Genomic DNA, 18796 nt, shown 5'->3' on the forward strand with positions numbered 1-18796 from the left:
TCGCATTCTTGAGACAAAACACCTACGCGCGGACGAGAATCCCTGCGCCAGATAATGCGCGATCGGCACCGACCCCAACCCCGGAACAGCCCGGGAGACAAGGTAGATCGTGACCAACACGAGCACTGAGGCAACTGTGCCCACCACCGACGTTGACACCACCGAGAAGGCCACCCCGGCCTCGTCCGTCGAATACTCCGCAGGCGTCGTCCGCCTCGGCAACATCAAGCCCGCAGCCCCCGAGGTCGAAGAGGCCACCCCGGACATTTCCGGCAAGGGCGAGGACCTCGACGAGAAGTCCTTCGCGGACTTCGGCGTCACCGACCCGATCGTCGACGCCCTCGAAGACAAGGGCATCACGCATCCCTTCCCGATCCAGGCCCTGACGCTTGGCCCCGCGCTGGAGCGCCACGACATCATCGGCCAGGCCAAGACCGGCACCGGCAAGACCCTCGGCTTCGGCATCCCCGTCCTCGAGGATGTCATCGCGCCCGACGAAGAGGGCTACGAGGACCTCCTCAACCCGAACAAGCCGCAGGCGCTCATCATCCTGCCGACCCGCGAGCTCACCAAGCAGGTCGCCCAGGACCTGCGCGAGGCCGCCAAGTACCTGTCGACCCGCATCGTCGAAATCTACGGCGGCGTCGCCTTCGAGCCCCAGATCGAGGCTCTCGAGCGTGGCGCCGACATCGTCGTGGGCACGCCCGGCCGCCTCATCGACCTGCTGCGTAAGGGCCACCTGCACCTGTCCGGCGTCGAGACCGTCGTCCTCGACGAGGCCGACGAGATGCTCGACCTGGGCTTCCTGCCCGACGTCGAAACGCTGCTCAGCCGCGTCCCCGAGAACCGCCACACCATGCTGTTCTCCGCGACCATGCCCGGCCCCGTCGTTGCCCTCGCCCGCCGCTTCATGGTCCAGCCGACCCACATCCGCGCGCAGGATCCCGACGACCAGAACCAGACCGTCAACACGGTCAAGCAGGTCATCTACCGCGTTCACGCCATGAACAAGGTCGAGGTCGTCGCCCGTATCCTCCAGGCGGAGGGTCGCGGCCGGACCGTCATCTTCTGCCGCACCAAGCGCACGGCTGCCCGCCTGGGCGAGGACCTGACCGCCCGCGGTTTCGCGGTCGGCTCGCTGCACGGCGACCTGGGGCAGGGCGCGCGCGAGCAGGCTCTGCGCGCCTTCCGTAACGGCAAGGTCGACGTCCTGGTCGCCACCGACGTCGCTGCGCGAGGCATCGACGTCGACGACGTCACGCACGTCATCAACTACCAGTGCCCCGAAGACGAGAAGATCTACATCCACCGCATCGGTCGCACGGGCCGCGCGGGCAACTCGGGCACGGCCGTCACCTTCGTTGACTGGGACGATACGCCGCGCTGGTCGCTCATCTCCAAGGCCCTGGGCCTGGGTGTGCCGGATCCGCTCGAGACCTACCACACCTCCCCCCACCTGTTCACCGACCTGGATATCCCGGAGGGCACGACCGGTCGTCTGCCGCGCGCCAAGCGCACGCGCGCCGGCCTGGACGCCGAGGTGTTGGAGGACCTGGGCGGTTCGTCTCCTCGCCGCGAGGGCCGAGGCCGTGGCTCGCGCGGCGGGTCCCGAGGCGCCTCTCGGGGTGGCCGTGGGCGTTCGGCGCGTTCGGGCGGCACTTCGGATTCAGCGCGCGGCTCTCGGTCGCGCGGGTCCCAGGACGGGGATCGCACGCTGAACGCCGGTAAGGGGGGTCGATCGGATCGCGGCACGCGTGGCCGTGGCCGCGGCGAGCACTCGCAGCATCCGGGTGAGGCGTCTGAGGGCGCGCCCCGCGCCCGCAAGCGCATCCGCCGCCGCAAGGGCGCCGAGTGAGGCTGTCAGCGTCGCACTGATACGACGTGAGGAGGGGGTCCGAGCCGAAAGGCTTGGGCCCTCCCCTGTTGTTTATTGTTCTCCGGCGCATCCCTGCTGTGGCGTTTACGCACGTAGCTCCGGCTCACGCACACGGGTGCGGTGAGCTCTGGACTCGTTACTCACTGCACTAGTTACGTGGCACTGCACCCGTTCCGTCGCACTACACCCGATACGTCGCACTACACCCGATCCGTCGCGGCGCACCCGATCCGAAGGGGTGTAATGCCTACGGATCTGGTGTAACGCCTCATCGACAACAAGCATGATTGCGGATAACCTTGCCAGCACCGACCACGCCGGCGTCCAACAGGCCCTGGCCAGGCAGCGCTGCACCACTTAGGGAGCATTACACCAGTTAGGGAGCATTACACCACCTCCGAGCTGGTGTAATACCGCACTAAGTGGTGTAACACCACTTAGCAACAAGTATCGGCGTGGATATATGCCACGACTCTCCAGTCGAAACGTGAGGCAACGCAGTTCAGCGGCGGTTGAAGAGACGGTTCACAACCGAGAAACACGCGCCGGCGACGAGGCCACCAACAGCAGCACTCATCAGCCGCGTGGATAGAGCAACACCACTTAAACCGGTGGAAGAGCCTGCCAATGCACTCTTGTCAAACGATTCCTTTTCTGCGCAAAAAGCGACGGGATGATCACAATAATGTGGAACATCATCAGAATGCATTACGCATTCAAATTCATTTTCTCCAGTAATTCTGCGTATAGAAGTACGAATAGACGGAGAAAAGACCCCAAAAACGAACATTGCAGCTAGAGCCGCCGCATAGGCAATAGCCATTTCAAACAGCATGACACTACCGAGCTCACCATTACCACATTGCACCTCGTAGCAGTGAGCACGAAGCAGCGAATAGGAATCAAGCATTTTCGGAAGCAGGATTCCCACAATAATAAGAACGCCACCGTGAAGCATATTCATTTCAGGACGTCGAGCTTCATTAGAAATCAAAGCGATTTGAAACCCTGCCCCTACCACAAAAAGCGCCCACATAAAGAACGCTTCATATACCGACGCAACTCCAGAAGTAGGTACTCCAATGAAAAACGCAAGCCCCTCACCACCAAGCACATCAAACACAGAGCGAAATATTGTCACAAGTATGGCAAATGTCAGCAATTGCATAGTCACACAAAGACGTCGTTTCCCCTGGCGAATCGACAATCCGAAGAAAACGCAAGCCACACTGAGAACAATAGAAATCACATACATCACCACGCAGGCTTCAGCAATTTCCCCATCAGCACGATGTGCGATATCAGTGAGAGTTTTATGAAAAAACACTGCGATAACGAAGAACGAGGAACACCATAACACTCCATACATCACTGCAACTCGCCGTTGACGCAGCCACCCAAGAATTCGTTTACCCATTCGCCCAGTGTACCGCCGCGAGCTTTACACCTAGCCCCGCTCACCGCCCCACGTCTGGCAGATCCGTCTCCACAAGAACGGGGTTCAAGCGCACCCACACCACCGCCAGCTCCGTGATGTCGTCGACGGCCTGGCGGGACATCGAACGGGACTTGAGGGAGGCGACGGCGGCCTCGGCCCGAGCGACAGAGTCGGGCGGCATCGGCAGGCCTGAACGCACGACACTGAGATACTGGTCCAGCAGCTTCCCAAAAGAGCGATCCCAGTTGATGCCACCGTTGTCATACACCTCGTGGCCGACGCGCCCCGCAATGCGGATGACCTCGCCTTGCAGCGTCTGACACTGGCCACTGTCGGGCACAAGCAGATCCCACAACTCCCCATACTGACGCAGTGCAGGCACGGACGGATCCAGCTCCAGCCGTTCCCCCACTCCAGGCGCGCGCTGCGCCTCCCGCTGTTCCACCCCGAACAGCGCGCACAGCTCCGACAACGCAGAGGAGGCCTCGTCGAACGTCGCCTGAGAAATCGTTTCCGGCAGACCGTGCGTGATGAACGTGCAGCGCATCCGGTCCATGGCTCGCAGCGCGATGGGCACACGCTCGCCGACGGGTGCCCCAACAGAAAGGAGCAACCGAATCACCGCGAGCGCGCGCGGCGTGTCCAGGAAGTTGTGCCAGGCCACCACGTTCTCCACAAGCGTCGCCTTCCCGTAGACCCGCGAGTCGGCAACAACCAGCGGATCCGCGCCCCACGACATCATCCGTGACACGTCGGCAACGGGGAAACGCTCGACGACGTCAAACAACGCCGTCTGGTCGGAGGTATCGCGCGCATTGATGTCGCCTCCGCGAGCGATCAGCATCGGAATCTGGTCGAGGCATCGCGACCGAACGCGCGCGTGGATCGGGGTACGTTCGTACCGGTCACGGGAGTTGATGTCCTCGCCTCGCGCGAGCAGGAAGTCGGTGATTTCCTCGGAGGCCGGGAAGTGCATGAGCCTCGGCTCGTAGGCGGATCCCCGCAGGTACGCGCCGATCTCGCAACGCTCGACCGCGCGCACGACGGCCTCAACGTCCCCGGACGCGATGATCTGCTCGATGTCCGCGGGCAGGGTCTTGCGCAGGCGCATGCCTACTCTCCTCTCTGAGTTCCTGGGGCCAGTCTAACCCCGCCCCTACTCCCCCTCAGCGCCCGACGCCCCGCGTCGCTCACTCCTCTTCCACCGCAGACAAGCCGCTCATCGCGCGCTCGGTGAGAACCCGCTCGACGACGCCCGGCAGGCGCGTCGGCACTTCGCGGCGGCGCAGCGCGAGGAGGCGCACGCGCGTCCACGGGGAGACACGCACGCTCTCTGGCCAGCGCGTCGACACGTACTGGACCGCATCCGTGACCTCCAGGCGCCGCGTCGAGTTGCCCACGCGCACCCACAACTCGGCCTCCCCCTTGCCCTTCGGTCCCCTCAGGTACACGGGGTGGGGCGAGGGCGGGATGGTCACCCGGCACACCTCCTGGCGCTCGTATCCCTCCTGTGGGTCCGAGGCCTCGGCGAAGTCGAGCCTGGGGAGCACGGCGGCGTTGGTCCCCATTCGCTGCCCCCACATGTCTCGGATCCACAGCTCGAAACGGTCGGAGTCGGGCGTCTTGAGGGTCGAGTAGTCGGGCCCCATGCCGATGAGCCGACCATCGTCGTCGACGCCGATCAGCAGGGTGCCGCCACCGGAGTTCATGAAGGCGGCGACGGTCTTGGCGATCACGGTCTCCATCGCGTCGTCACGCTTGCCCGTGCGCATGTTCCAGCGGGCGCTCGACTTGAATTCGAGGGAGTCGGATTCGTCGTGCTTGGCAACCTCGGAGATGGGGTCGAGGCCGGGGCGCGGGTGCAGGTAGGCGGCGATCAGGGAAACAACGATGACGACGACGAGGGCAACCAGCGCGGCGACGCCGATCATCCCAGGTTTCCACAGGTCACCGGAGTCGAAGATCCAACCGGCGATCACCAAGCCACCCCACAGGCCGGCTAGGCCGGTCAGAGTTGCTGACGCGGTGGACATCGTCATGCGATTCTTCAGGACCCGGCGCACTACGACACCGATCAGCCACGCGATGAGGACCAAGACCTGCTGGATGAACACCATCCAGATCAGGTCCGGGCTCGCCGGGACGAATGAGCCGTTCGTTGGTTCCACGGGTGTCCTTTCGGGTTTCGACGTTTATCACTCCTAAGACATCATAGGAAACTGAACGAATCCTCAAAGCCCGGCGCACGTTCCCTCGAAGCCGCCCGCGCGCGCAGCGAAGCCCCGGCCAGCGCAGTTCAACCGCTGGCCGGGACCACGCTCACCCCATGAGGTTGAACGCCGCCGCGGTTCCGACGAGCAGGTTCGCACTCGCGTGGAGCGCCCAGCCGGGCAGGATCGATCCCCCGGCCCCCTCCTCGTTGAGCCAACCGACGATCCATCCGCTGGCCCCCGTCAGGATCCCGATGGCGAGGAGCCAGATCGGGTCCGCGAAGGAGGCGAACATCGCGACATGCAGGATACCGAAGGCGATGGCCTGAGCGGCGTTGCCGGGGGCGAAACCCCACCTGGCGATGACCCGCTTGCCGAGGAAGCCCCGGAAGAATAACTCCTCGGCGAGGGAGGTCTGCACGATCGCGAAGAGCAGGACCGGGACGAGGCCGCCGAGGCCTCGCCCGGCGAAACGCGCGGCAGGCACGTCCCCCGACAGGGATTGGAGCAGCGCGGTTGAGGCCGCCCCGATCACCACCCACGCGAGGATGGCTACGCCGAGTCTCGCCCTTCTCCCGTCCCAGGTCGGCCGACGTAGACCGATCCAGGAGGCAAAGCCAACGCTGTGTCTGGCGGTGAATGCCCACCACGCGAAGGGGATCACGAGGAACAGGCCGAGCTGGACGAAGGCGCTGATCGCTGACGATAACAGGAACATTGAAACCTCCTATGCTTGGCTCGCACACGCGCGAGGACGGGCGCTAGCGCAGGGACGTGTGTTTCTCGATGGAACGAGAGGCCCAGATCGCCATGACGATGGCGAAGAGCGGACCGAGAATGAAGGAGCCTAGTCCGAGGACTTCGGGTGGCGTGTCATCCGTCATCGAGATGAAGGAGGTCCACATGATGTCGGCGCCGAACTGCCCGGTCCGCAGGTTGATGGACAGCGGGAGGAAGAGCGTACCGACGACCCCAATCACCTGGTTGACAAAGTAGAGGATGATGAAGCCGATCATCGGCGCCCCGAAGCCCATGTGATTGAAGCGACCCTCGGCCCCGATCGTCATGACTGCACAGGTCTGGACCACCACAGCCAGCGTCGAGATCACCTGGGCAACGGCCAGGGCGATGAGCATCGAGGTGGGGAAGACCGCGAGGACACCACGGATGTCCGCCGTGTACTGCGCGAGGCTCATACCCTTGCGGGAGGCGTCTTCGGCGGCGGTGGCGACGATGCCTCCAGCGGCGAAGGCCAGGCCGACGAGGGATTCGAGGCAGATCCTGGTGATCTTCGCCCACAAAATCGAGGATCCCGAGACCGGCAGGCTCATCATGAAGTACCCGCGCTGGCCGTAGAGGGTCTTCCAGTAGTCGATCATTCCGGCGATGAGGAAGCCTGCGGGAATCCCGCAGCACAGGATGTAGGTGATCCTCAACGCGGAGTCGCTCAACACGGGGATGTTCAGCGCGACGACCACGAGGGACAGGACGATGGCCGCGACGATGATCTCGAGGACGCGTGTGACGGCACGAGCCCTGGAGCGGATTTCGTATGAGAGTAGTGTCCCGAACATCAGCGGTACTCCTTCCGGAAGATTGCGTCGAGGGAGTCTCCCCGCGTGGCTCGCAGGTCGTCGGCGTCACCCGCAGGAAGACTCTGCCCTCTTTCATAAAGAGCGCGTAGTCGACGAAGTGTTCGATGTCGGAGATGAGGTGGGTGGACATGATAAGCAGCGACGAGGCATTGAACTCGCGCAGGATCCCCTCGAGCATGACGTCGCGGGTTGCCGGGTCAACTCCGCTGATGGGCTCGTCGAGGAGGTAGACGCGGGCTTGCCGGGCCATGATGAGGGCGATCTGGAGCTTCTCCCCCATGCCCTTGCTCATGTCGCTCAGGGGTCGCGTGGTGGGCAGGCCGTAGAAGTCAACCATGGCGGCGGCCTTGTCGGCGTCGAAGTCGGCGAAGAACCGGGAGTATTCCGTGACGGCCGTGCGCGCGTTCCATTCCGGGTTGAGGAAGTCCGCGTCGGGAAGGTAGGAGACGATGGACTTGGAGACCGGGCCGGGGTGGTGCCCGTCGATGGTGACGCTTCCCTCGTAGTCGGAGAGGACCCCGGCGAGGATCTTGAGCAGCGTGGTCTTACCGCATCCGTTGGGTCCCATGAGGCCGACGATGTGGCCCGCCTCCAGGGTGAGGGTGAAGTCCTGCAGGGCGGCGACGCTGCGATAACGCTTGGTGAGGCCTTCGATGTGAACGAGGCCGGGAGACGCCTGCGCGGCGCCCGGGGGTTGGGTGGTCATGAGGGGATGCCTCCTGTGTGCTCTGAATCCGTGTCCCACCGCTCGTCGAGGAGACGATGCGCGTCCTCCTTCTCGACACCGAGGGCGCGGCAGGCGCGTATGTAGGTGCTCGCCGCTGCCCGCGCGTCGTCTCCGCGCAGGGTGCGCAGGGCGGCGTCGTCGGTGGCGACGAAACGCCCGGCGGTTCGCTTGGGGATCGTGAGCCCTTCCTCATCGAGGGCGGTGAGGGCTCGTTGGACGGTATTGGGGTTCGTTCCGGCCTCGATGGCGAGGTCTCGGACGGAGGGGATCTTCTCTCCCGGCTTCCACGTCCCGTTGGTGATGCGGGATCGGAAGGAGTCGGCGAGCTGGATCCAGATGGGGCGGGTGTCATCGATGCGCATCGATGCATCCCTCCTGTCTCTCTGTATTAATACACTAATACAATGACACAGATTCAGAATTGTGTCAACCCACTAATACAGTTGGGTCGCGTGTCAATACCGATGCGCGCTCCCGAAACACAGGAAGGGCCCGGAACCTTGCGGTTCCAGGCCCTTCCCTACGCAAATACGTCAGGCGATCGGCTCACCCTCGATGTGCCACACCTCGCGAGCGTAGTCGGAGATCGTGCGGTCCGAGGAGAAGCGGCCGGAGCGGGAGATGTTCGCCCACACGCGAGCGTTCCAGGCCTTCTGGTCGCGGTAATCGGCGGCCATACGGTCCTTGGTCTCGCGATAGGAAGCAAAGTCACCCAGCACGTAGTACACGTCGGCGGGGTCGTAGCCGCCCTCGAGGATCGAGTGGCGGATGTCGTGGAACCAACCGGAGTTGGAGTCGTCGAGCGTGCCGTCGGTCAGGGCGTCGATGACGCGCTTGAGGCCGGGGACGTTCTCGTAGTGCCAACGGGGGTCGTAGTGGCGACGCAGCTCGGGCAGCTCATCGTCGGTCGCACCGAAGATGTAGGCGTTCTCGTCGCCCACGGCCTCGAGAATCTCAACGTTCGCGCCGTCCAGGGTGCCCAGGGTGAGGGCGCCGTTCATCATGAACTTCATGTTGGACGTACCCGAGGCCTCCTTGCCGGCCATCGAGATCTGCTCGGACACATCCGCGGCGGGGATGATGTGCTCGGCGGGCGAGACATTGTAGTTGTGGACGAAGACAACCTTGATGCGCCCGTTGATATCCGCGTCGTTGTTCACCAGCTCAGCGATAGCGTTGATGAGCTTGATGATCGCCTTGGCGCGGATGTAGCCGGGAGCGGCCTTCGCGCCGAAAATGAAGACGCGGTTGGGTGTGTCCAGCGTCGGGTCGTCCTTCATACGGAAGTACAGGTCCAGGACGTAGAAGGCATTGAGCAGCTGACGCTTGTACTCATGCAGGCGCTTGATCTGGACATCAAAAATCGCATCGGGGTCAATCTCGACGCCCTCGCGCTCCTTGACCCACGCCGCGAAGTCGACCTTGTTGGCGCGCTTGATCTCGCCCAGGCGCTCAAGCACCTCGTCAGTGCCGGCCTCGGTGAACTTGGAGAGTTCCGTGAGGTCACGAACCCACGCGTCGGAGCCGGTCACCTCGTCGAGGAGGGCGGCCAGGCGCGGGTTGCACTGCTTGAGCCAGCGGCGCGGGGTCACGCCGTTGGTCTTGTTGTTGAAACGCTCCGGCCAGATCGCGTACCACTCCTTGAGGGTGTCGCGCTTGATGATCTCCGTGTGGAGGGCGGCGACACCGTTGATGGAGTAGGAGCCGTAGCAGGCGATCCAGGCCATGCGCACGGTGTTGCCGGCGACGGGGGCCATGTAGTCGATCGTTGCCTGGTCGAGGCCACGCTCAGCCATGTCGATGCGGAAGCGGCGGTCGATCTCGCGGACGATCTCGGCGATGCGCGGGAACAGGCGGTCGAAGATGTGGATGTCCCAGGTCTCCAGGGCTTCGGCGAGAACCGTGTGGTTCGTGTAGGCGAAGGTCTTGGAGACGACCTTCCAGGCCTCTTCCCAGCCGAGGCCATGCTCGTCCATGAGGATGCGCATGAGCTCGGGGATGGCGAGGACCGGGTGGGTGTCGTTGAGCTGGACGGCGTTGAACTCGGCGAAGCCGTTGAGGTCGGTGCCGTGGTGACGCACGTAGTTGGCGACGATTTCCTGAAGGGAGGCGGAGCAGAAGAAGTACTGCTGGCGCACGCGCAGGACCTTGCCCTCGAACGTGGTGTCGTTGGGGTACAGGACTCGGGAGATGTCCATAGTGCGCTCACGGTCGACGATGGCGTCGGTGAAGCGCTGAGAGTTGAAGGCGTCGTAGTCGAATTCCTCGATCGGCTCAGCCTTCCACAGGCGCAGGGTGCCCACGTTCTTGGTGCCGTAGCCGGTGATCGCGATGTCGTACGGGACGGCGCGAACGGTCAGGTCAGCGTAGGAGACGATGCGTGCGCGCTCTTCGCGGCGAATGACGAAGGGATATCCCTCTTCCATCCACGGGTCCGGGTGCTCGGTCTGGAAGCCGTTGTCGAAGAGCTGCTTGAACAGGCCGTAGCGGTACAGGATGCCGTAGCCGCGCACGGGCAGGTCGAGGGTCGCGCAGGAGTCGAGGAAGCAGGCGGCGAGGCGACCGAGGCCACCGTTACCGAGGGCAGCATCGGGTTCCTCTTCGAGGACCTGGCCGAGGTCGAGGCCGTAAGCGGCGAGGGCTTCGCGAGCCTGCTCAACGAGGCCGAGGTTCGACAGGTTGTTGAGCAGGGCTCGGCCCATGAGGAACTCGGCGGAGAAGTAGTGTTCCTGACGACCCTTGGCGTAACGCTCCGTGGTGGCGGCCCAGTTATCGGCGATCTGATCGACGATTGCGGCGGACAGGCCCTGCCACACCTCCATCAGGGTCGAATCTTCAACGGGGCGTCCAGAGGTCGCGCGCACATGAGAGGGCAGCGACTGCGTCAGATCCAGCGTCATACGATTTCCTTTTTTGTAACTGCGCCGTGCCCGCCGCGGGGGCGAGCGCCCCAGGGTGGGGCTGGCCTCAATTCTAGAGGGTAGCGATTAACCACCACGATTCCATGCGCTGACACGGGTCTGGGAGAAACCCCACCCCCAGCCACGTGACGGAGTACACCCGCCACATTGACTCTAAGACTAAAGACCCAGGTTGTCACCAACAAACACCAGCGAAAATAACCCCACCTGCACCGTCTCTCCCCACAATCCAACATGTCGCCGACCCAAACGTGAGACACGGTCAGCGCCCCACACATTTAGGTTTACATATAACTAACAACGGCTAACCCAACAGGTTTCTGGCGACAGCTCGTCCCCCGCAAGGTGCGCCCCTGCGGGGGGCACGCTCCGCAGGGGCGCATAACAGGAAAGTGGCACCCCTCGATGGAGCGGTGCCACTTCCCATCACCGGTTCATCATGAGGGCTCAATTCATGGTGACTTTCGGTAGTTCCATTATGCATGTGATGCACGCATCATTTCAAGGCGAACCGATGACTTTTCGGCGCAAATACGCGGTTTTTAACTGCACGTTCGTGCACAACTATCGCGTGATCTGCGCAAACTAGACAAAAAGCGGGCCCACTCGGATCGAGCGGGCCCGCTTTATTTGTCAGGCGAAGATGCCTCAGTGGCGCTTGCGAGCAACCACGAGGGTCACGCCACCGGCCAGCGCGATAACGCCAGCGCCAGCGGCGATCGAAGCGACGGAGCCGGTGTTGGCCAGCGTCGGGTTCGAGGCGGCGGGGGTGCCGACCGGGGCGTTCGTGTTACGGATACCGCCACGAGCAGAGACGGGGGCCGGGCCGTTGCCGGTGGAGATCTGGCCGCGGGTGGTCACGCCGGTGGTGCCGACGGGGCCCGAAGCGGCGCCAGCGCCACCCTGATCGGCGGCGGGAGCCTGGTCGGCAGCAGGGGTCGAGGGCTCAGGCTGGCTCGGCTGCGGGTCCTGGCTCGGCTCCGGATCCGGCGTGCTCGGAGGCTGGGGCATGCCCGAGGGCTGGGGATCAGGCTGCGGGGCATCGTTGTTGTCCGCGCCGTTGCCGGGGGCCGGATCGGCGCTCGGAGCGACGGAGGGAACCGGAGCCGGGTTCGCGGACTGATCCGGCGCGGGAGTCTCGGAGGCGAAAGCAACGCCGGCCGAAGCGGCGATCAGGCCGAGGGCCGCGGTCGCGGAAAGCAGAGACGAGGTCGTCTTCTTCATTGGTTTCTCCTGGAACAATTGTGGTGAGGGATGAATGCGTGACCCTGACCATAGCAGGCCGTGTCGCGTCACGGCGTTCTCACCCACCCTACAACACTTCCTGACCAATATGCACAGATTTCCGAAACTCACCCGTCGGCGAGTCGCACGCCACTTTTGCACGGCCGATTGAACGGTGATATTCCGGGGGATAACGCCCAGGTCAGGAGAGCTTCGCAGTCGCAATGAACTGGAAAATGCCCTCCATGATGAGTTGTGTCGCAATGGCGGCCAGCAGCAGGCCGGAAATCTTTGTCAGCAGCATGATGCCACCGGGCCCCAGGAGCCGGGACAGCATCAGGGAGAAACGCATCGTTAGCCACATGACGACGTGCGCCAGTATCACAGCGACGATAACTGCGATCCACGAGCCCACGTTCGTGCCGGCCTGTCCGACGGCCACCATGACAGCGACGATCGAGCCGGGGCCCGCCAAGAGCGGAGTACCCAGCGGCACGAGCGCGACGTTCACGCCCTCGTCCCCCGTGTCTGGTGTCGATGAGTCGGTGCCCATGAGGAGCTCCATGGCGACCAGGAAGAGCAGGACGCCGCCGGAGAGCTGAAGGGCCTCCATCGAAATGTGCAGGAAGCGCAGGATCTGCCCGCCCAGGATCGCGAAGGTCAGGATGACGCCGAAGGACACGGATGTCGCCTGGATAGCGGCCCTGCGCTGCTTGACCTGAGAGTATCGCGAGGTCAGCCCCAGGAAGATCGGCACGGTGCCGACCGGGTCCATAATGACCGTCAGCGTCGCGAAGGCGGTCGCAAAAAGAGTGACGTCGAACAGGCTCACGGCTCGACCACCTCGATGGTGCCCTGCGCGATGACCTCGGCGATCACCTGCGGGTCCGTCGTGTTTTCGCCGATACGGTTCGGCTTGCCCGTCCCGTGGTAGTCGGAGGAGCCGAACATCGCCAGACCCATCTCGCGGGCCATGCGCTCGACGTCGGCGCGATCCTCAGGCGCGTGGTCGCGGTGGTCGCGCTCGATGCCGAAGAGTCCCGCCTCCGCCATGTCGGCGATGACGGCCTCGGGCAGCAGGCGCTGGCGCTTGCGAGCACGGGGGTGGGCCAAGACCGGCACTCCCCCGGCCTTCCGCACGCAGCGCACGGCCTCGACCGGGTCGGGCGCCCAGTAGTGCACGTAGTAGGGGCCCGACGGGTGCAGGGCCTGAACGAAGGCAGCGCTGCGATCGGGGAAGGCACCGGCGGCGACAAGCGCATCGGCGATGTGCGGGCGCCCCACGGGGCCGCCCTCGGGCGCGAAGGCGAGCACGTCGTCCAACGTGATCGGGTAGTCGGCGGACAGGTTCTCGACCATGCGCGCGACGCGCGTCTCGCGGTCCTCGCGCGTGCGTCGGAAATTATCGACGAGGCCGGGGCTGGCCGGGTCGAAGAGGTACGCCAGGAGGTGCACGGTGATCCCCGAGGACGAGCACGACATCTCAGCGCCCCGGATGAGGCTCACGCCGGTGTCCGCGACAGCGGCCGCGGCCTCGTCCCATCCGATCGTCGTGTCGTGGTCCGTCAGCGCGATGGTGTCCAGCCCGGCCTGCGCGGCGATAGCCAGGAGCTGCGCGGGCGTATCCGTCCCGTCTGAATACGCGCTATGAGTGTGGGGGTCAATTCGCTTCACCATTTGAGATTACCCCATTAGTCCCATCACACAACCGCGCGGGCGAACAACACCCGCGAGCGCCAGGAGGTCTCTCCAATGACCCGGTTTTGGCTTGTCTCGACCGCATTTTCTGCACGTTCTCCCGTTTCGAAGCCGCCGTTTTGACCACCGTCCCACCTGCAGCGACGATCCGTCGACTATAGGAAACTGACAGTAAGCGGCCATTTGGCCTCCCTCAACACCGATTGGAGTACACGCGTGTCTGACAAGGATCAGACCCAGGTGTCCACCGCGACCGACGCAGGAGACGCCGGGTACAACAAGGCTTTGAAAAACCGACACATCCAGATGATCGCCATCGGCGGCTCGATCGGCACCGGCCTGTTCCTGGGTGCCGGCGGCCGCCTGGCTCAGGGCGGCCCCGCGCTGGCCTTCGCCTACGCGGTGTGTGGCGCCTTCGCGTTCCTGATGGTCCGGGCCCTCGGCGAGCTCGCCGTACGCCGTCCATCCTCGGGCGCATTCGTGTCCTACGCCCGCGAGTTTCTGGGCGAGAAGGGCGCGTTCGTCACCGGCTGGTTCTTCTTCCTGGACTGGGCGGTCACGGTCATGGCCGATATCACCGCGGTGGCGCTGTACATGCACTACTGGTCGATGTTCGAGTCCGTCCCGCAGTGGGTCATCGCCCTCGTCGCGCTCGCCCTGGTCTTCGTCCTCAACATGATGAGCGTCAAGGCCTTCGGCGAGGCAGAGTTCTGGTTCGCGATGATCAAGGTCGCGACGATCCTCATCTTCATGGGCGTGGCGATCTGGGCGATCATCACTCAGGCTCACGTCGGCGAGTACACCGCGGGCCTCCACAACATCTCCGAGTCCGGTGGTTGGTTCCCTGAGGGCCTGGCCCCCGTCTTCGCGCTCACGCTGGGCGTCGTCTTCGCCTTTGGCGGCACCGAGATGGTGGGCGTCGCGGCGGGCGAGGCCAAGGACGCCGCGACGATCCTGCCCAAGGCCATCAACTCGATGGTCGTGCGTATCTTCTTCTTCTACGTCGGTTCTGTCGTTCTCTTCGCCCTGGCGCTGCCCTACAACGCATACTCCTCGAATGAGTCACCCTTCACGACGTTCTTCTCCGGCCTGGGCGTGCCCCACGCGGGCGACATTATCCAGGTCGTCGTCCTGACCGCCGCCCTCTCCTCGCTCAACGCCGGCCTGTACGCGACCGGCCGCACGCTGCGCTCGATGGCGCTCGTGGGCGAGGGCCCGCGCTACGCCGCTCGCCTCAACAAGAACCACGTCCCCTACGGCGGCATCATCATCACCGCGTCGCTCGGCCTGCTGGGCGTCCTGCTCAACGCCTTCGTTCCGGAGAACGCCTTCAACATCGTCATGGACCTCGCGGGTATCGGCATCGCCGGCACCTGGGCAATGATCCTCATCTCGCACCTGGCGTTCCTGCGCAAGGTCAAGCGCGGCGAGGAACAGCGCCCCGAGTTCCGCATGCCCGGCGCCCCCTACACCAACTACCTGGCGCTGCTCTTCTTCGCGGTCGTCGTGGCTTCGAACGTGACCTCCGAGTCGGGCCGTTGGACCCTCGCGCTCTTCGCCGTGGTCGTCGTCCTCATGGTCGCCGGCTGGTACTACGTGCGCGGGCGCGTCGGCAACCTGACCGACGAGGCCGCCGCCTCGCTGCAGGGCGAGGAAACCCTGGTGGCGGGCGACTGAGAAAGGACGAACAGTGCGTCTTCACGTCACGTATGCCGGTGGCACCATCGGCATGGTCGACTCCCCCGAGGGTCTGCGCCCCGGCGCTGACCTTCAGGGATGGTTCGGCTCACAGCTGGAGGGCATCGAGCTGGCCTCGAACATCACGATGTCGACGCTGGACCCGCTCATTGACTCCTCGGAGGCCACCCCCGAGGACTGGCAGGCCATCATCAACGACATCAACGCGCATGCGGACGAGGCCGACGCCTTCCTGGTCCTGCACGGCACGGACACGATGGCTTACTCGGCCGCGGCCCTGTCCTACGCTTTGGCGAGCATGGGCAAGCCGGTCGTCCTGACCGGGTCTCAGTACCCGCTTGGCGTCGTCGGCTCGGATGCGTCCGCGAACGTCACGGGCGCCCTGCGCGCTGCAATTTCGCATCGCGCCCGAGGCGTCATGCTGTTCTTCGGGCACAAGCTCCTGGCCGGCAACCGCGCCACCAAAACCTCGTCGTGGGCGTTCCGTGGATTCGAGTCGCCCTCCGTGTCCCCCATGGCGCGCACGGGCGCACCGTGGCGCTGGTACGAGGCGCCGAGCGCGGGCACCGGCTGGCAGGATCCCAGCCCATACACGCGCCAGGATGTCGCCGTCATCGACGTGGTGCCCGGTATGAGCGCCGCGCGGCTGCGCGCCATGACGACGCCCCACCCGGATGCGGTCATCCTGCGCACCTTCGGTGTGGGTAACATCCCCGCCTCCGAGCCCGGCCTCGTGGATGTCCTGGCCGAGCTCACGCAGGCCGAGGTGCCGATCATCGTCGCCTCCCAGTGCTACCAGTCCGAGGTCATGCTCGGCCACTATGAGGCCGGCAACGCCCTGGCCCAGCTGGGCGCGATCGGCGCGCACGACATGACGCTCGAGGCCCTCTACGCCAAGACCGTCTTCCTGCTCTCGCAGGGCAAGCGCGGCGCGGACTTCAAGCGCTGGATGGACCTGTCCATCGCGGGAGAGCTCACCCTCCAGGACTGAGCCTCTTGCACCCGACACAGCCCCGGCCTCGTTCCCAGCGCAGCGCGCGCCACCTGGGAGACGAGGCCGGGGTTTGTCATGTCTTTCGCGCCCGTGAGCGCACAACGCGTGCGTAGAATAGCACCCATGAGTGAAGAAGCTACCCAGTCCATGTCCGATCGCGGGGATAACCGCTCCCGCCAACCTCAGTCCTCCGCGTTCCGCGACTTTATCGGCTCCGGTTGGGGACCTCGTCCCACCGAGCTTCCCGCGCGCGAGCGCGTCGCCGATTTCCTGAATGACCGCACCCTCAAGGCCGGTGCCCCGTTTCCGGGCGAGCGCCTCGTCGTCCCCGCGGGCCCCTACAAGGTCCGCTCGAACGACTGCGACTATCGTTTCCGCGCGCACTCCGCCTTCGCGCATCTGTCGGGCCTCGGCGGCGAGAAGGAACCTGACACGGTCCTGGTGCTCGAGCCGAACGACGATGGCACCCACACTCCCCTGCTCTTCTTCAAGCCTCGCGCCTCGCGTTCCTCCAAGGAGTTTTACGCGGACGCCCGCTACGGCGAGTTTTGGGTCGGCGCACGCCCCTCGCTCGAGGAGCTAAGCGCACAGACCGGACTGGAGACACGCCACATCGACACGCTGCGCGACGCACTGGCGAAGGACGCCGGGACCGTGCAGCTGCGCATCGTGCGCGGCGTCGACGCCAACGTCGAGGCGATGGTGAACGAGGTGCGTTCCCAGGCCGGGCTGCCCGCAGGCGAGGAGGCCCGCGAAGACGACGAACGTCTCGAGGAACGCCTGTCTGAGATCCGCCTGACTAAGGATGCGTTCGAGCTCGAGGAGATGGTGCGAGCCGTCGAGGTGACCAAGGCCGGTTTCGAGGACATCATCCGTATCCTGCCGCGCGCTGTCGGCCACCGCCGTGGCGAGCGCGTCATTGAGGGCGCATTCCGAGCGGTCGCCCGCGAAGAAGGCAACGGCGAGGGCTACGAAACCATCGCGGCCTCGGGCAACCACGCGAATACCCTGCACTGGATCGACAACGATGGGGAGGTGTGCGAAGGCGACCTGGTGCTCGTCGACGCCGGCGTCGAGGTCGATTCCCTCTACACCGCCGACATCACGCGCACCCTGCCCGTCAACGGTCGCTTCACCGAGGTCCAGGCACGCGTCTACCAGGCCGTCCTCGACGCCTGCGAGGCCGCCCTTGCCCGCGCCAACGAGCCGGGCTGCCGCTTCAAGGACGTGCATGACGCGGCCATGCGCGTCATCGCCACGCGCCTGCACGAGTGGGGCATCCTGCCCGTCACCCCGGAAGAGTCCCTCGCCCCCGAGGGCCAGCAACACCGCCGTTGGATGCCACACGGCACCAGCCACCACCTGGGCCTGGACGTGCACGACTGTGCGAAGGCGCGAGACGAGCTCTACAAGGGTGCGCTACTCGAGCCGGGCATGGTCTTCACGATCGAGCCCGGCCTGTACTTCCGCGCCGACGACCTGCTCATCCCCGAGGAGTACCGCGGGATCGGCGTGCGCATCGAGGACGACGTCGTCGTGAACGCCGACGGCACCGTCACGCGCATCTCCGAGGACATCCCGCGCACGATCGCCGACGTCGAGGAGTGGATCGCCCGCGTGCAGTCCCGCTGAAATGCGGGCGCAGAGCTGAGGTTAGGCCTCGGTCTGGTCCTCTTCGGGGGACGAGGTCGCGGCGTCCTCATGTGCGGACGCCGCGCTCTCGGGGCTGTTCGTCATAGGGGCCGAGGCATCGGGCGCGCTCACGGGGACGTCGGTCCGGGCGGACGTGGCCTCGGGCGTCTGGCGGCCACCGGGCACCTCCCCGTCCTTGGTCGCCGCACCAAAGCGGGGGCGTCCGTCGGGGAAGAAACCGACGGAATCCTTCTGCGGGCGCGCCTGCTCCGTACGCGGGCGCACGACGCGCGCGCGGTTGCCGGGGGTGCGCTGCAGGATCTGGTAGGCGCGGTCTATGTCGGCCGAGGCCAGGACCGCGTAGCGCTGCGCGACAACCTGCTGGGAGGACACGAGGTCGCGGCTGCGTCCGCGAATGATGAAGGACAGAGCGGACAGAGCCATGCCGATCAGGGCGCCGACGATGATGCCGCCAGCGACCCACGTTCCCGTGCCACCCGCGCTCTGGCCAGCGGACATGAGCATGCCACCCAGGGCTCCCCACAGGCCGCCGCTGGAGGCACCCGAGAGGGAGGCGCGGGCGATCGTCAGGCGTCCTTTGACACGCTCGACGAGGTGCAGGTCGGAGCCAACAATCGTGATCGCGGAAACATCGAAGCCGGCATCCGACAGGAAGTCGACGCCCGCACGCGCCTGCGCGTAGGTCTCGTACGAGGCGACCTCGGTGCCCGTGGGCATCTGCGGGTCCATCACGACAGCCATTTCTTCTCCTTCGTCCCGGCC

The 18796-nt window shown here is 64.9% G+C and carries 15 protein-coding genes and 1 pseudogene; 4 read left to right on the forward strand and 12 right to left on the reverse strand.

The genetic code is table 11. The features are described from left to right. Positions 1 to 109: 109 nt before the first annotated feature. A complete protein-coding gene (locus FOC40_RS08830; protein WP_155844137.1) occupies positions 110 to 1855 on the forward strand; it encodes a DEAD/DEAH box helicase in 1746 nt (581 codons plus the stop codon). A gap of 523 nt (positions 1856 to 2378) precedes the next feature. Here the strand turns inward: FOC40_RS08830 and FOC40_RS08835 are convergent. The 11 genes and pseudogenes from FOC40_RS08835 to FOC40_RS08885 all read right to left on the reverse strand — a co-directional run bounded on the left by FOC40_RS08835 (position 2379) and on the right by FOC40_RS08885 (position 13668). Then, positions 2379 to 3293: a hypothetical protein gene (locus FOC40_RS08835; protein ID WP_131240486.1), complete on the reverse strand. Its 915-nt coding sequence runs from the start codon at positions 3291 to 3293 to the stop codon at positions 2379 to 2381. Between the two features lie 40 nt (positions 3294 to 3333). Then, positions 3334 to 4425, reverse strand: coding sequence for an ankyrin repeat domain-containing protein (locus FOC40_RS08840; RefSeq protein ID WP_003794137.1), 1092 nt, complete (start codon positions 4423 to 4425; stop codon positions 3334 to 3336). A gap of 79 nt (positions 4426 to 4504) precedes the next feature. Next, the gene (locus tag FOC40_RS08845) at positions 4505 to 5431 is read right to left on the reverse strand and encodes a helix-turn-helix domain-containing protein (protein WP_003794135.1); all 927 of its coding nucleotides are present in this window, start codon (positions 5429 to 5431) and stop codon (positions 4505 to 4507) included. Between the two features lie 202 nt (positions 5432 to 5633). Continuing rightward, positions 5634 to 6242, reverse strand: a complete 609-nt coding sequence (locus FOC40_RS08850; RefSeq protein ID WP_003794133.1) for a CPBP family intramembrane glutamic endopeptidase — start codon at positions 6240 to 6242, stop codon at positions 5634 to 5636. Between the two features lie 43 nt (positions 6243 to 6285). Further along, positions 6286 to 7098: a hypothetical protein gene (locus FOC40_RS08855; protein ID WP_039929193.1), complete on the reverse strand. Its 813-nt coding sequence runs from the start codon at positions 7096 to 7098 to the stop codon at positions 6286 to 6288. After that, positions 7098 to 7825 (reverse strand): annotated as a pseudogene (locus tag FOC40_RS08860) (ATP-binding cassette domain-containing protein). Before FOC40_RS08860 ends, FOC40_RS08855 begins: the two are co-directional and overlap by 1 nt. Further along, positions 7822 to 8208, reverse strand: coding sequence for a GntR family transcriptional regulator (locus tag FOC40_RS08865; protein ID WP_003794129.1), 387 nt, complete (start codon positions 8206 to 8208; stop codon positions 7822 to 7824). The pseudogene FOC40_RS08860 and the gene FOC40_RS08865 overlap by 4 nt, the downstream one beginning before the upstream one ends. A gap of 171 nt (positions 8209 to 8379) precedes the next feature. Then, positions 8380 to 10746: a glycogen/starch/alpha-glucan phosphorylase gene (locus FOC40_RS08870; RefSeq protein ID WP_003794127.1), complete on the reverse strand. Its 2367-nt coding sequence runs from the start codon at positions 10744 to 10746 to the stop codon at positions 8380 to 8382. Between the two features lie 669 nt (positions 10747 to 11415). Beyond that, positions 11416 to 11991, reverse strand: a complete 576-nt coding sequence (locus FOC40_RS10800; protein ID WP_003794120.1) for an LPXTG cell wall anchor domain-containing protein — start codon at positions 11989 to 11991, stop codon at positions 11416 to 11418. Positions 11992 to 12193: 202 nt separating this feature from the next. Continuing rightward, positions 12194 to 12823 (reverse strand): MarC family protein, encoded by a 630-nt coding sequence (locus FOC40_RS08880; protein WP_003793419.1) that lies wholly within the window; start codon positions 12821 to 12823, stop codon positions 12194 to 12196. After that, positions 12820 to 13668, reverse strand: coding sequence for a PHP domain-containing protein (locus FOC40_RS08885; protein ID WP_003794118.1), 849 nt, complete (start codon positions 13666 to 13668; stop codon positions 12820 to 12822). The genes FOC40_RS08880 and FOC40_RS08885 overlap by 4 nt, the downstream gene beginning before the upstream one ends. Positions 13669 to 13905: 237 nt before the next feature. Between FOC40_RS08885 and FOC40_RS08890 the strand changes: the two genes are divergently transcribed. From FOC40_RS08890 to FOC40_RS08900, 3 genes are all read left to right on the forward strand, one after another. Continuing rightward, entirely contained in the window at positions 13906 to 15366 is a 1461-nt protein-coding gene (locus tag FOC40_RS08890; protein WP_003794116.1) for an amino acid permease, read from the forward strand. 13 nt (positions 15367 to 15379) lie between these two features. Next, a complete protein-coding gene (locus FOC40_RS08895) occupies positions 15380 to 16378 on the forward strand; it encodes an asparaginase (RefSeq protein ID WP_039929192.1) in 999 nt (332 codons plus the stop codon). 126 nt (positions 16379 to 16504) lie between these two features. Further along, entirely contained in the window at positions 16505 to 18013 is a 1509-nt protein-coding gene (locus tag FOC40_RS08900) for an aminopeptidase P family protein (RefSeq protein ID WP_003794112.1), read from the forward strand. Positions 18014 to 18034: 21 nt separating this feature from the next. On the opposite strand, the gene FOC40_RS08905 is transcribed toward FOC40_RS08900, so the two are convergent. Next, the gene (locus tag FOC40_RS08905) at positions 18035 to 18775 is read right to left on the reverse strand and encodes a general stress protein (protein WP_003794111.1); all 741 of its coding nucleotides are present in this window, start codon (positions 18773 to 18775) and stop codon (positions 18035 to 18037) included. Positions 18776 to 18796: the final 21 nt, after the last annotated feature.

It is taken from the genome of Schaalia odontolytica (assembly GCF_009730335.1).
Lineage (GTDB): Bacteria > Actinomycetota > Actinomycetes > Actinomycetales > Actinomycetaceae > Pauljensenia > Pauljensenia dentiphila.

Coding starts and splice junctions, on each gene's coding strand:
- FOC40_RS08835 (WP_131240486.1), bottom strand. CDS start 3,293: ATGGGTAAACGAATTCTTGGGTGGCTGCGTCAACGGCGAGTTGCAGTG.
- FOC40_RS08840 (WP_003794137.1), bottom strand. CDS start 4,425: ATGCGCCTGCGCAAGACCCTGCCCGCGGACATCGAGCAGATCATCGCG.
- FOC40_RS08845 (WP_003794135.1), bottom strand. CDS start 5,431: ATGGTGTTCATCCAGCAGGTCTTGGTCCTCATCGCGTGGCTGATCGGT.
- FOC40_RS08850 (WP_003794133.1), bottom strand. CDS start 6,242: ATGTTCCTGTTATCGTCAGCGATCAGCGCCTTCGTCCAGCTCGGCCTG.
- FOC40_RS08855 (WP_039929193.1), bottom strand. CDS start 7,098: ATGTTCGGGACACTACTCTCATACGAAATCCGCTCCAGGGCTCGTGCC.
- FOC40_RS08865 (WP_003794129.1), bottom strand. CDS start 8,208: ATGCGCATCGATGACACCCGCCCCATCTGGATCCAGCTCGCCGACTCC.
- FOC40_RS08870 (WP_003794127.1), bottom strand. CDS start 10,746: ATGACGCTGGATCTGACGCAGTCGCTGCCCTCTCATGTGCGCGCGACC.
- FOC40_RS10800 (WP_003794120.1), bottom strand. CDS start 11,991: ATGAAGAAGACGACCTCGTCTCTGCTTTCCGCGACCGCGGCCCTCGGC.
- FOC40_RS08885 (WP_003794118.1), bottom strand. CDS start 13,668: ATGGTGAAGCGAATTGACCCCCACACTCATAGCGCGTATTCAGACGGG.
- FOC40_RS08900 (WP_003794112.1), top strand. CDS start 16,505: ATGAGTGAAGAAGCTACCCAGTCCATGTCCGATCGCGGGGATAACCGC.
- FOC40_RS08905 (WP_003794111.1), bottom strand. CDS start 18,775: ATGGCTGTCGTGATGGACCCGCAGATGCCCACGGGCACCGAGGTCGCC.